Raw genomic sequence first — 12,531 nt, 5'->3', positions numbered from 1 at the left:
GGGAGAAAGACACGCATGCGCCTGTTGGTTGCAATGGTTTTCGCTGGGGTTTTCGGCGGAGCGATGCTCGGCGGCTGCATTCCGCAGGTGGGGGCGCCCGAGGGCCCCGCGCGCCCGGCGCCCGCCAGGCCCTCCCGCCCGGCACCGCCAACGCCGCCGCCGGTGAGCAGCGGCGTGCCCGCGGCGCCGACCGCACTAATCGTGCGCGGCGAGATGATCCGCTACACCACCAGCCCGTGCGGCGGCGCCTGCCCGGTCTACACCGTCACCGTGCGGCCGGACGGCACCGGCACCTTCGAGGGGCAGCGCTTCACCGCGGTGACCGGCGCGCGCGACTTCCGGGTGTCGCCGGCGCAATATGAGGCGTTCCTCACCCGGCTCGCCCCCTATCGCCCGCGCAGCGGCAGCGTCCGCACCGCGCCGGGTACGCCCGCCTGCGGCCAGCATGCCACCGACATGCCGAGCGTCGAGGTCCAGTGGGACGGAAAGGCGGGGCATCGCGCGCTCTCCTATTATTTCGGCTGCGATCGCACGCGGAGCCCCGGCGTCGCCGACGCGCTGGGTTCGGCGCCCGATCTGCTGCCGATCGCCGGCCTGATCGGCGCGCGGCCTTGAAGCGTACCCGTGGCACCGCCTAGATAACGGCCACCATGATCACGCCGCCGATCCACGAGCTGACCGACCGCGCGCGCGACGTGTTTCGCATCGTGGTGGAATCCTATCTCGACAGCGGCGCGCCGGTGGGATCGCGCACCATCTCGCGCATCTCGGCGCTCAACCTGTCGCCGGCGTCGATCCGCAACGTGATGCAGGATCTGGAGGAGCTGGGCCTGCTCGCGGCGCCGCACACCAGCGCCGGCCGCATGCCAACCGAAAGCGGGCTGCGCCTGTTCGTCGACGGGATGATGCAGGCGAGCGAGCCTTCGGTCGAGGAACGTGCGGCGATCGAGGCGCGTGCCGGTGCCGGCGGCCCGGTCGAAGATGCCATTGCCGGCACCACGGCGGCGCTCTCCGGGCTGTCCGCCTGCGCCGGCCTTGTCCTCGTCCCCAAGGCCGAGACGGTGCTGCGTCAGTTCGGCTTCGTGCCCCTGAGCCAGGATCGCGCGCTGGCCGTACTGGTCGGCGAGGACGGCTCGGTCGAGAACCGGGTGGTCGAGCTGCCCGGCGGGGTCGACCCGATGTCGCTGCAGCGCGCGGCCAATTACATGAGCGCCGCGCTCGCCGGCCTGACGCTCGCCGAGGCGCGCGGCCGGATCGAGCGGGAGCTGCGCCAGCAACAGGCCGCCCTCGACGCCGCTGCCTCCGAGCTGGTCGAGCGCGGCCTTGCGGTGTGGAGCGAGGACAGCGGCCGCCGCCCGGTGCTGATCGTCCGCGGCCAGGCCCGGCTGATCGACACCAGCGCCACCGAGGATCTCGACCGCGTCCGCCAGCTGCTCGACGAGCTGGAGGGCAAGGAGGAGATCGCCCGGCTGCTCGACAGCGCCCGGGAAGGCGAGGCGGCGCGGATCTTCATCGGCTCCGAAAACAAGCTGTTCGCGCTTTCCGGCTCGTCGGTGATCGCCAAACCGGTCCGTTCGCTCGACGGCCGGGTGGTCGGCGTCGTCGGCGTGATCGGCCCCACCCGGTTGAACTATGCCCGCGTCGTGCCCATGGTGGATTTCACGGCGGCCACATTGGCCCGTTTGCTGGCCTGAAGAAAACAGGGAACCATGTCCGAGAACATCGAAAATACCGAACCGACCCAGGGCGAAACGCTGCGGGAAGAAACTGCTCAAGCCGCGCCGGAAGTGGCCGAGCAGGACCGTGTCGCCGAGCTGGAGGCGCAGCTGGCCGAGGCCAAGCAGGCGCATCTCTACGTCCAGGCCGACATGCAGAATCTCCGCCGCCGCACCGAGAAGGAAGTGGCGGATGCCCGCGCCTATGCCGCGACCAGCTTCGCTCGCGACATCCTCTCGGTCGCCGACAATCTCGGCCGGGCGCTGCAGGCCATTCCGCCCGAGCTGCGCGAGGACGAGAAGATGAAGGGCCTCGTCACCGGCCTGGAGGCCACCGGCCGCGAGCTGGAGGCGATATTCGGCCGCCACGGCATCTCCAAGGTGGTGGCGCTGGGCGAGGCGCTCGACCCCAACAAGCACCAGGCGATGATGGAAATGCCCGTTGCCGACAAGGCGCCCGGCACCGTGGTGCAGGAAATCCAGTCCGGCTACATGATCAAGGACCGGCTGCTGCGCCCGGCGCTCGTCGCCGTCGCCAAGAAGCCCGACTGACCGGCCTTCGCCCCGCTCCAAAAGGGGCGGGGCTCCGTCCTGCAGGTCCGGCAACCCGGCGCAGTTCCTGGCGCTGCCATTGCATTCCCTCCCATAAAAGCCCACATAGAGCGGGCTGAAGTCGCAAATCGTTGGTCTCTGGTGCTTTGCGGCTCCGTTTTCCTTCCATCCCTGCCCTGAAGCGCGAGGTCCGCCCGCACGGGGCGCGCCGACAATGTAAGGAAAACACCCATGAGCATCACTGGCACCGTCAAGTTCTTCAACGCCGACAAGGGCTATGGCTTCATCGCGCCGGATACCGGCGGCAACGACGCCTTCGTCCACATCACCGCGGTGGAGCGCGCCGGCATGATCACGCTGCAGCAGAACCAGCGCGTGACCTACGAACTGGAACAGGATCGCCGCGGCAAGATGGCGGCGGTCAACCTCCAGGCGGCCGACTGACCTGAACCCCAAGACGGCGGTCCCATCTGGGGCCGCCGTTTTCGTCTGTCCCTCCCTCTTTCCCAGCGAGGCACCCCCGCCGATGACCGAAATCGAACTGTTCCGCGCCCGCGCCGACGAAGCCGGCTCCGCCGCCGCCGGATGCAACCTCGACAATGTCCGCGAGCGGCACCTCCGGTCCCAGGCGGCCTGGGAAGCGATGGCCGTCCGCGCCGAGCGGGTCGCCACCCAGCGCGCCCTCAACGAAGCCGAGAAGGAAGCCCGCGCGGTTTCCTTCTGATCAGCGCGGCGCCCGGACCTCGACCAGCCGGGCAATCTCCGCATGCAGCGAATCGATCTTCGCGTGCAGCTCCTCGATCTGCGCCTCGGCGCGCAGGTTGGTCTCGTAATCCATCCGCGCCTCTAGCCGGTCCTTCGCCGCCTGGCGGTTCTGGCTCATCATGATGATTGGGGCCTGGAGCGCGGCGAGCATCGACAGCATCAGGTTCAGGAAGATAAACGGGAATGGGTCGAACGCGTGCGCCGCCAGCACGACCGTGTTGAGCACCGCCCAGGCGCCGAGAAACACGCCGAAGCCGATGATGAACCCCCACGACCCGCCGACCGCCGCGACCCGATCGGCGAGTCGCTCGCCGACGGTCAGGCGTTCGTCGAACACCGCGTTGAGGTCCCGCGACGCACCGCCGATCCGGCGCAGGTCGTTCAGGAAACGAATGGCTGCATTCATGGTACACCTCACTGCCGACCGGCCCCCCGGGGCCGGCGCGAGTGACGTGACCCAGTCGGATCAGTTCAGCGCGGCGGCCCTGGCAGGCGCGGTCGGTCTACTTTGATCGTTACTGGGCATGGTTCCTTCTCGGATCCGTTGGCGTTTGGCCGCACCCCTGGCGCGACCGGAGCGGGAGATGGGCGCGTCGGCCGGGGGTGTCAAGCTAGGGGCAGCCGCAGCCGTCCAGGGTTGCGACGAAGCGGGTGGGGGAGGGGCGGGGGCGGGGCCGCGATCGATCAGCGCATCGAGGCAGAACAAGTCGCCGCCATCGGGATGGGGCGGGAGGATTTCGGCGAGGTCGGGCATGTCGCGTCTCCCGTAAGTCCAAGGCGACTCGCCAGATATGCCGGAACGGGCGCTGTCGGGAAGCGATTTGTTGCTGGTTTCTTCTTCTTCTAGGGGTGCGGGGTGGTCCTGTATCCTCCCCCGCCTGGGGGAGGTGGCGCAGGCAGGCGACGGAGGGGGAGGATGCCAGACCCTCTCCGGCCTGCGCGCGTCCTCCCCCTCCGTCAGGCCTGCGGCCTGCCACCTCCCCCTGGCGGGGGAGGATTGCTCGGAAGCATCAGCGCGGCCGGTGGGTGGTGCCGATGCCGGGGGTGATGAAGATCGCGGTGCAGGTTTTGCCCGGCGCGACATCGGCGGTGTGCCACGTCCCCGGCGGGTTTATGGCATAGTCGCCCGGGGCGAGCGTCACGCGCTCGGTGCTGCCGTCGGCATGTTCCTGGTGGAGCGTGCAGGCGCCCTGGGTGCAGATCACGAGTTCCGCGCCGTGCGGGTGCATCTCCCACGAGTCCCAGCGTTTCGAAAAGGCGAACTGCGAGACCAGCCGGCCCTCCTGCCCGTCCGCGGCATGGCGGGCGGCATAGGCCTCGAACCAGTCGGGTCCGGTGAAGTCGGACTCGACGGAGGCGCTGGCGGCGCGGCCGAGATGGGCGGGGTTGGTGGGGAGGTGGGGCATGGGGGCGTCAGTCCTGCGGCTTTTTGTGCCGGTCGAGGATCGCCTGCACCTGCGCCATCACGACCGCGTGCGGGATGCCGGGTCGGGGATCGGCGAGCGCCTTCTCGATCTTGGCGCGGAACCATGCGTCATAGGCTTCCGGCGAAGGGATCGGCCCCGGCGGGGCGTAGTCGGAGTCCGGGAAGTCGGAGTCGTCCTCGGGCATGGCGGGAGGATATCGCGAAGAGGCACAAGGAAGAAGGGTTTTGCGCGCAGAGGCGCGGAGGCGCGAAGAAGGGAAGGCGCGAAGAGGTGCTGGCTTCGGCCGCCCCCTGCCGTGCTCCTGCGAAAGCAGGAGCCCAGGGTTGCGCAGGACACCGCCTGTGACTCTGGGCTCCTGCTTCCGCAGGAGCACGGGGAGAGAGCCTCGACGAAGGGATCAGCGTACTTCGATCACCCGCTCGCCTTCGCTGAGCCGCGCTTCGATGACCGGCCAGAGCGGATCGAGCCAGAGCCGAAGGCCGCGATTGCTGATGTTGCCGCAGCGCAGCCAGAGCAGCCGCGAGCGCACCGGCGGATAGCGCAGCAGGAAATCGTCGTCCTTGGTGACGAGGATCAGCGCATGGGTTTCGACATGCTCGTGGATCGCGCGGTCCGGCGTCTGGCCGCCGAGCAGGTCGCGCACATGCGCTGCTGCGAGGCCACGCTCCTCGAACCATCCGCAGAGCGCGGGCGGAAGCTGGGCATCGACCAGCAGCCGCATCAAGCGGCGCGCACCACCGTGTGATCGACGGCGCGCGCGGCATAGGCGAGGCAGGCGTGGACGTCCTCGCGGACGATGTACGGGAAGTCCGCGAGCAGTTCCTCGACGCTGACGCCATCGGCCAGCGCATCCAGCACGTCGCTGACGCGCATCCGGGTGCCGGCAACGATCGGCCGGCCGCCGCAGACTTGCGGGTCGATGGTGATGCGCGTGGTCATGACAGGAAGATGCGAGGTGGGAAGCAAAGCGTCAAGGCAAGCAGGATCGTTCGCGACAGCTTCGACACTCTGTCCCAGAATGCGGAGGCGCTTAGTGGCGTGTTTCCTGCCCCGAGCCGAGTGCCTCACGTTCGATGCGGGCGATCGCCGACGGTTCATCACCCCTGAAGATGGGAAGCGCCGCCAACCGGTTAGCAGCACGCCTGCGCAGGTCGTGGCCAATCACGTTTTCTCGCTCGAGCAGGGCAATCACTTGCAAGTCTTCATGCACTTCATAGAGGGCCTGCATCTGAAGAAATATCGCGTCGTTAACCCGCTGCGGTGATGATCCGAAAAATACTGCGACCGGTGACCTATCCCGTGCTCGGATAACCATGTCTGGGATAGTGTCAGAAAGCGTGGGGCTGACCGCAACATCCTGTTCCACGATCGCTCGTCCATCCACCTTCTCTATGATTCTAGCGGCCGCATCTTCTTTGAATGTGCTGGTGACACGATCCTTAGTGAGAAGCAGGAAATCGTTGATGCGTAGCATGAACGAGAGGAAGCGCATTGCGGCCTTGGGTAGATCCTCCTCATGCATCGACGGCGTGTGGAGGAGCATCTCGTCTTCATCAAATTCAACGCCGTGACCATTCAATAGCGCTGAAAAGGCTTCAGACCTGGTTTCAGTCGAGAAATCTACGCCGGCACCTTCCATGAAAGCTATGGTCGAGCCGTCATCTTCGATGCGATACACTCCGGGGCGTGCCTTATCACGCACGATGTAAAACGCGACCGAATCGCCGTCGTCACGGCGGAAAGTTGTCGTGACCGCATAGCCGACCGGAACATCGGTCAGTTTAAGATCACCGCAGAAAGCTTGGCAGAGGGCCTCTTTCACCCGAACATATCCTCATTCCGGAGACGGAAGAATCTCACGGTTTCAGACCAAAGGAAAGCCTTCAAGCCGCCGTGAGCGTCGCGGTTGAAGCCGGTTCGGCGATGTGGAGACCGCGCACCTGGAAGTCGCTTAACCCACGGCCCGTGCACAAGGGTGCCCGTCGGTGCCGCGTCTAGGTCATTCCGCTCGCCGCATAAAGTGTGAAGATGCCAGCCTGTCACATGGTCTGGATGATATTCGTAACAACAGACCACGGCGGTATCGCGCATGGTTCGCATGCCGAGATGGATGTGGGCTTTGCTTTTGCCCTCGCAGACCAAGATGCGAATGACAAACTGCCTGCCCTCGCACTCAAACTCCGCAAATCTCCAATCCCAAGATGAGCCGAACGACCACGCCTTCTTGCCAGCCTTGGATAAAGGGAACTTGCCTTTCGGTGCCTTACCGCTTCCCCAGTCGCCGACCGATAGGTTCAGCTTCTGCCCCCGAATGACGTCCTGAACGCGCATTGTTGATGAGTGCGCTACTCATTTTGATCCGTCAACCATCTCACCCCCGTGCACTTTCTATAGCAGATCACCCAGTCTGGTGTTGCGCAGTATTTGCGATTGGAGGCGGGGAGTGCCGCGCTCCGCCCTCACTCCGCCTCCGCCCTCGCCACCTGCTCCGGCGTGCCTAGGCGACGATCTCGCCGCCCTGCATCAGACGAGCTCAGCGACGATGTGGAAGCGCTGATCGCGCCGCTCGGTGCGGCACCGGGCCAAGTATTTGGCGTAGATAATCACGCTCTCCACCGGAAAGCGCAGCGTCCGCCCAGACGGGTCCAGCTCGTCGATCACTTCGTAGATGCCGTGCCGGTACGTGACCACTTGCGCGTGCATCGTCACCGCGTCGACCGCGCCGGTACGCAGCGCAAGCAACTGCTCGAAGGGATAGGGATTGTCGGGCTGCGCGAAAGCGCAGTCGCTGCAGCAATTCCAGAGCGCCCGGTTGAGGTCGGTGGTGCCGCCCGGCTCCACCTCGCCCCGCTCAGCATTCCAGCGCAGATGGCATTCGTGCTGCTGCATTTCCGTCCTTGCCCCCGTCTGGACTGGCTGGCGCGGGCGTTGCGTCGCTTAGGCCGCGTGCCCGGCGGCTCCGTCAGGCCCCACCCCAACCCCTCCCCTGAAGGGGAGGGGCTAAGGTTGGATCACTCCGCCGCCACTTTCGCCGCTTTCCCCCGCGGCTTGAGCAACGGCGCCAGATACCGCCCGGTATAGCTCCCCGGCACCTTCGCCACCTGCTCCGGCGTGCCTTCGGCGACGATCTCGCCGCCCTTCACGCCGCCTTCGGGGCCGAGGTCGAGGATCCAGTCGGCGGTCTTGATGACGTCGAGATTGTGCTCGATCACCACCACCGTGTTGCCCTGTTCCACCAGCGCGTGGAGCACTTCCAGGAGCTTCCGCACATCGTCGAAGTGCAGTCCCGTGGTGGGTTCGTCGAGGATGTACAGCGTCTGCCCGGTGGCGCGGCGCGCCAGTTCCTTGGCGAGCTTCACCCGCTGCGCCTCGCCGCCCGACAGCGTCGTCGCCTGCTGGCCGACCTTCACATAGCCCAGGCCCACCTCGGCGAGCATCGCCATGCGGTCGCGGATCGGCGGCACGGCCTTGAAGAACTCGACCGCGTCTTCCACCGTCATGTCGAGCACGTCGGCGATCGACTTGCCCTTGAACTTCACCTCCAGCGTCTCGCGATTGTAGCGCGCGCCGTGGCACACGTCGCAGGTGACATAGACGTCGGGGAGGAAGTGCATCTCGATCTTGAGCACGCCGTCGCCCTGGCACGCCTCGCATCGGCCGCCCTTGACGTTGAAGCTGAACCGGCCGGGCTTGTAGCCGCGCGCCTGCGCCTCGGGGAGGCCGGCGAACCAGTCGCGGATGTTGGTGAAGGCGCCGGTATAGGTCGCCGGGTTCGAGCGCGGGGTGCGGCCGATCGGCGACTGGTCGATGTCGATCACCTTGTCGCAGTGCTCGAGCCCGGTGATCTTGTCGTGCTTGCCGGCGAGCACGCGCGCGCCGTTGAGCTGGCGCGCCGCCGAGGCATAGAGCGTGTCGAGCGTGAAGCTGGACTTGCCCGAGCCGGAGACGCCGGTGATGCAGGTGAAGGTGCCGAGCGGGATGCTGGCGGTCACGCTCTTGAGGTTGTTGGCGACGGCGTTGTGCACCGTGATCTTCTTGCCGTTGCCCTTGCGGCGCTTGGCCGGCAGCGGCACTTCGCGGGTGCCGTTGAGATAGTCGGCGGTGACACTGCCTTCGGTTGCCAGCACCTCGTCGAGCGTGCCCTTGGCGACGATCTCGCCGCCATGGACGCCGGCGCCCGGCCCCATGTCGATCACATAGTCGGCGGTGCGGATCGCATCCTCGTCATGCTCGACGACGAGCACGGTGTTGCCGAGGTCGCGGAGGCGCTTGAGGGTGGCGAGCAGCATGTCGTTGTCGCGCTGGTGGAGGCCGATGCTCGGCTCGTCGAGCACGTAGAGCACGCCCGACAGCCCGCTGCCGATCTGGCTGGCGAGGCGGATGCGCTGGCTCTCGCCGCCGGACAGCGTGCCCGAGGTGCGATCGAGGTTGAGATAATCGAGCCCGACATTGTTGAGGAAGCCGAGCCGCTCGTCGATCTCCTTGAGGATCGCGCGGGCGATCTCGCGCTGCTGCGGGGTGAAGGTGGCGGGCAGGGTCTGGAAGAAGCCGAGCGCGTCGACCACCGAGAGATGGGTGGCATAGGCGATGTCCTGCCCCGCCACCTTCACCGCCAGCGCCTCGGGCTTGAGACGCGCGCCGCCGCAGACCTCGCAGGGGTGGCTCGCCTGGTACTTGCCCAGTTCCTCGCGCATCCAGGCGCTTTCGGTCTGCAGCATGCGGCGGTTGAGGTTGCCGATCACGCCCTCGAACGGCTTCTTGACGTCGTAGCTCTTGCGGCCGTCGACGAAGGTGAGGGTGACGGGCTTGCCGCCCGTGCCGTGGAGGATGATGCGCTGCACCTCGGCCGGCAGCTCGCCCCACGGGGTGTCGAGCTTGAAGCCGAACTCGCGGGCGAGGCTGCCCAGCACCTGCATGTAATAGGGCGAGGGCGGGTTGGACTTGGCCCAGGGCACCACCGCGCCCTTCTTGATGCTGAGATCATGGTTGGGGACGACGAGATCCTCGTCGAACTCGAGCTTCTCGCCGAGGCCGTCGCACGCCGGGCAGGCGCCCTGGGGGGCGTTGAACGAGAAGAGGCGGGGCTCGATCTCAGGGATGGTGAAGCCGGAGACCGGGCAGGCGAACTTCTCGGAGAAGACGATGCGGTTCTCGGGGATGCCGGTGTTCTTCATCCCCTTCTGCTTCTTAAGCCCCTCCCCTTCAGGGGAGGGGTTGGGGTGGGGGCTATCCTGTCGTTCTGCTGCGAACGTCTGGGGTGCCTCCCGGACAGCCGCGCCCGTGCCCTGCAGCGCTTCCACCGTGGTATCCACCAGATCCACATAGGCCAGCCCCTCGGCCAGCTTGAGCGCGGTCTCGAAGCTCTCCGCCAGCCGCGTGCCGATATCGTCGCGCACCACCAGGCGATCGACCACCACTTCGATGTCGTGCTTGAACTTCTTGTCGAGCGCCGGGGCTTCCTCGATCAGGTACATCTCGCCGTCGATGCGGACGCGGCTGAAGCCTGCCTTCTGCCACTCGGCGAGCTCCTTGCGATACTCGCCCTTGCGCCCGCGCACGACCGGCGCGAGCAGCAGCAGCCGGGTGCCCTCGGGCAGCGCCAGCACGCGGTCGACCATCTGGCTCACCGTCTGCGCGCTGATCGGCAGCCCGGTGGCGGGGGAGTAGGGCACGCCCACCCGCGCCCAGAGCAGGCGCATGTAATCGTAGATCTCGGTGACCGTCGCCACGGTCGAGCGCGGGTTGCGGCTGGTGGTCTTCTGCTCGATCGAGATGGCGGGGCTGAGGCCCTCGATATGCTCGACATTGGGCTTCTGCATCAGCTCGAGGAACTGGCGCGCATAGGCCGAGAGCGACTCGACATAGCGGCGCTGCCCCTCGGCATAGATGGTGTCGAAGGCGAGGCTCGACTTGCCCGAGCCCGACAGCCCGGTGATCACCGTCAGCGTGTCGCGGGGAATGTCGATGTCGACGCCCTTGAGATTATGCTCGCGCGCGCCGCGGACGGAGATCGTGGTGAGTGCCATAGGGAAGGGTTCTATCTTTGTTCTGAATGGTTTTCCAGAGCCCAGATAGGAACGCCCCCCGCGCTTCGCCACCCGTCCGCGGGGGACGGGTGGCGGGATGCGCAATGGTTACTGGCGCTTGCCGATGGCGGCGCCTTGAAGGAACAGGTTGTCATTGGGGTTCGCGGCATTCGGCGACCATGTGCCGCCGAAGTTCAGGCCCGCTTCCTGCGCCGTGGGGCCGAAAAAGCGGCCCGTGAGCGTAACGGTAGTATTGCTCCCCCCGCTGATCATCGGCGTAGCGGACCCATAGAATGTGTTCGCCGTGGGAGCGAAGCCGATCGACGCCATGATCTGCAATCCGCCGAAATCGAGCGATGTACCCCCTCCGACTGGGGTGAAGAGCGGACGCAACTCGCCACCGATCATACGGCTTACGAAGTTTACGGAGATGCTCGCGGTCCCGCGCATGTCGTACGCCGCAAACCCGTTGCGAACGGCGGCGCCGTAAATCTGCCCGACATAGGTGGCGGTGCCGGTCCGTGGCACGTTCGAAGACTGCGTTTCGACCCCATAGACCGACCACAGCCGCGCCATGGAATCGGTGGTACCGGTGGCGGGCTGCTGCACGGCCATATAATCAGCGAAACCCGAATAGGTCAGTGCGATCGAGCCATTGGTGCCGTTCGGCGTATAGATGCGCAGCGTGGCTGTCTTGTCACCGTCGACCTGCCGGTAGGTCTTCACGCCCTCACTGCTTTCTGCGGCGACGACGTTGGCTGCAGCGAAGGTGCGCCCGTCAAACGTGTAGCTCTTCGCGGCGGGATCGAAGCCTAGGCTGGTCCATGCGGCATTCGGGGCAATGTTCGTGCTCACCACCTGGCCAGGCTGGGCGCCGCGGCTGTTTTGCACCGTCGCGGCAATCATGGAGCCAGGTGCGGGAAGGGTGAACATCTTCGCGCTGCTGATATTCGCCAGCGGGGTAAAGGCGCCGTCGACCGTGCCAGCCTGCTTTCGCCCGGTGATGGTCCCGACGTCTCGCGTGAAGCCGCCGCCGCCTTCCGTTCCGATCGCGAAGCTCGCGCCGACCTCATCCGCCGCGGGCCCGAAGAAGCGGCCGGTCAGCTGGCCGGGCGTACCCAGTTCGATCCGCATCTCGCCGGTAAACGCGGCCGTGCCCGAGGTGATGCCGGCGTTGCCGCTGAAGGTGAAATTGTTTTTCACCGCAAAGCTTTGCGGGAGCACCGAGGCCCGGACGCCCGTGCCGCTGAAGAGAAGTTGCCCGCCAGCGAAATCGACGTCCATCGTGCCGGAGCCGGCGAGTGCCCAAAGCTGCGGCATGGCGCCGGTTTCGACGCCGATCAGGTCGATGGCATAGCTGCCGAGACCGGTGCGCGGCATTGCCGAGTCCTTGGTGCGAATACCATAAGTGAACGCATCGAAGGTGCCGTTCACGGCGCCGGCGTTTTCCTCGATCTGCTGCCAGTAGCCGCCGCCGACATATTGATAGGTGAACGCGCCCGATGTGCCGACGGCGGTCAGCGCGAGCGTGTCGGTCTTGTTGCCCGACACGCGTTTGAACATGCTAAGCTGCGCGGTGCTGGTCGTGGCGTCGCGGTCCGATGGCAGGAAGGTCTGGCTGCGGCTGCCGGAGGTGATGGTGTAGCTGCGCGCGCTGGCGTCGTAAGCAACCGAAATCGGTGTCGCTGCGACGGCTAAGGTGGGCAACGCGTTGGGGCCCGCGAAGTTCGCCGTCGCCGTCGCGCCGTCGTTGGTGAAGGTCTCGCTGCTGTTCAGTGCCAGCAGCGAGCCGTTGGGCGCCGGCGCGGTGCCCGTGCCCGGCGCCGAACCGCCGGGCGAACCAACGCCACCACCACCACCGCCGCCGCTGCACGCGGACAAAACCAAGCCAGACGCGAGCGCGGCGACGCTAACCGAAAATTTCCGCATGTCGCCCCCTTTTGCTAGCGCTGTAGCCACGCAAGCAGAAGTTGGGCAAGGCTTGGAATCGTCCTGCAATCGGACGGGCGCCAACACCCGACCACCGGTTCCCGCACCCGCCCGAGC

Annotated in this window: 14 protein-coding genes; 5 read left to right on the top strand and 9 right to left on the bottom strand. The window is 66.5% G+C overall.

Translation table 11 applies throughout. The annotated features are described in order from the left end of the window. Window positions 1-15 precede the first annotated feature (15 nt). The 5 genes from BM009_RS04800 (at window position 16) to BM009_RS04780 (ending at window position 2,991) form a co-directional block, all read left to right on the top strand. The gene (locus tag BM009_RS04800; RefSeq protein ID WP_093294230.1) at window positions 16-615 is read left to right on the top strand and encodes a DUF6438 domain-containing protein; all 600 of its coding nucleotides are present in this window, start codon (window positions 16-18) and stop codon (window positions 613-615) included. A gap of 35 nt (window positions 616-650) precedes the next feature. Next, complete coding sequence (gene hrcA, locus BM009_RS04795) at window positions 651-1,694, top strand: heat-inducible transcriptional repressor HrcA (protein ID WP_093294228.1); 1,044 nt, start codon at window positions 651-653, stop codon at window positions 1,692-1,694. A gap of 15 nt (window positions 1,695-1,709) precedes the next feature. Continuing rightward, window positions 1,710-2,267, top strand: coding sequence for a nucleotide exchange factor GrpE (grpE, locus tag BM009_RS04790; RefSeq protein WP_093294227.1), 558 nt, complete (start codon window positions 1,710-1,712; stop codon window positions 2,265-2,267). A gap of 231 nt (window positions 2,268-2,498) precedes the next feature. Beyond that, window positions 2,499-2,711: a cold-shock protein gene (locus BM009_RS04785; RefSeq protein ID WP_010544313.1), complete on the top strand. Its 213-nt coding sequence runs from the start codon at window positions 2,499-2,501 to the stop codon at window positions 2,709-2,711. Between the two features lie 82 nt (window positions 2,712-2,793). Beyond that, window positions 2,794-2,991: a hypothetical protein gene (locus tag BM009_RS04780; protein WP_093294225.1), complete on the top strand. Its 198-nt coding sequence runs from the start codon at window positions 2,794-2,796 to the stop codon at window positions 2,989-2,991. Here the strand turns inward: BM009_RS04780 and BM009_RS04775 are convergent, their stop codons facing one another. The 9 genes from BM009_RS04775 to BM009_RS04735 all read right to left on the bottom strand — a co-directional run bounded on the left by BM009_RS04775 (window position 2,992) and on the right by BM009_RS04735 (window position 12,414). Then, window positions 2,992-3,438 carry a DUF1003 domain-containing protein gene (locus BM009_RS04775; protein WP_093294224.1) on the bottom strand — a complete coding sequence of 149 codons (447 nt, stop codon included), beginning with the start codon at window positions 3,436-3,438 and terminating at the stop codon, window positions 2,992-2,994. Between the two features lie 604 nt (window positions 3,439-4,042). Beyond that, entirely contained in the window at window positions 4,043-4,438 is a 396-nt protein-coding gene (locus BM009_RS04770; protein ID WP_093294222.1) for a cupin domain-containing protein, read from the bottom strand. Between the two features lie 7 nt (window positions 4,439-4,445). Beyond that, a complete protein-coding gene (locus BM009_RS04765; protein ID WP_093294221.1) occupies window positions 4,446-4,643 on the bottom strand; it encodes a type II toxin-antitoxin system RelB family antitoxin in 198 nt (65 codons plus the stop codon). Between the two features lie 213 nt (window positions 4,644-4,856). Continuing rightward, on the bottom strand, window positions 4,857-5,180 hold the full coding sequence (locus BM009_RS04760; protein ID WP_093294219.1) for a DUF5615 family PIN-like protein: 324 nt from the start codon (window positions 5,178-5,180) through the stop codon (window positions 4,857-4,859). Next, window positions 5,180-5,398: a DUF433 domain-containing protein gene (locus BM009_RS04755; RefSeq protein WP_093294218.1), complete on the bottom strand. Its 219-nt coding sequence runs from the start codon at window positions 5,396-5,398 to the stop codon at window positions 5,180-5,182. The genes BM009_RS04760 and BM009_RS04755 overlap by 1 nt, the downstream gene beginning before the upstream one ends. A gap of 91 nt (window positions 5,399-5,489) precedes the next feature. Then, window positions 5,490-6,281 carry a DUF1828 domain-containing protein gene (locus BM009_RS04750; RefSeq protein ID WP_093294216.1) on the bottom strand — a complete coding sequence of 264 codons (792 nt, stop codon included), beginning with the start codon at window positions 6,279-6,281 and terminating at the stop codon, window positions 5,490-5,492. Between the two features lie 701 nt (window positions 6,282-6,982). Then, the gene (locus tag BM009_RS04745) at window positions 6,983-7,348 is read right to left on the bottom strand and encodes a hypothetical protein (RefSeq protein WP_093294215.1); all 366 of its coding nucleotides are present in this window, start codon (window positions 7,346-7,348) and stop codon (window positions 6,983-6,985) included. 122 nt (window positions 7,349-7,470) lie between these two features. Further along, window positions 7,471-10,485 carry an excinuclease ABC subunit UvrA gene (gene uvrA / locus BM009_RS04740; protein ID WP_093294213.1) on the bottom strand — a complete coding sequence of 1,005 codons (3,015 nt, stop codon included), beginning with the start codon at window positions 10,483-10,485 and terminating at the stop codon, window positions 7,471-7,473. A 108-nt stretch (window positions 10,486-10,593) separates the two neighbouring features. Next, complete coding sequence (locus tag BM009_RS04735) at window positions 10,594-12,414, bottom strand: transferrin-binding protein-like solute binding protein (protein WP_139216534.1); 1,821 nt, start codon at window positions 12,412-12,414, stop codon at window positions 10,594-10,596. Window positions 12,415-12,531: the final 117 nt, after the last annotated feature.

It is taken from the genome of Sphingomonas sp. NFR04, assembly GCF_900114095.1.
GTDB lineage: Bacteria > Pseudomonadota > Alphaproteobacteria > Sphingomonadales > Sphingomonadaceae > Sphingomonas.
This window is presented reverse-complemented; position numbering and strand designations above follow the sequence as displayed.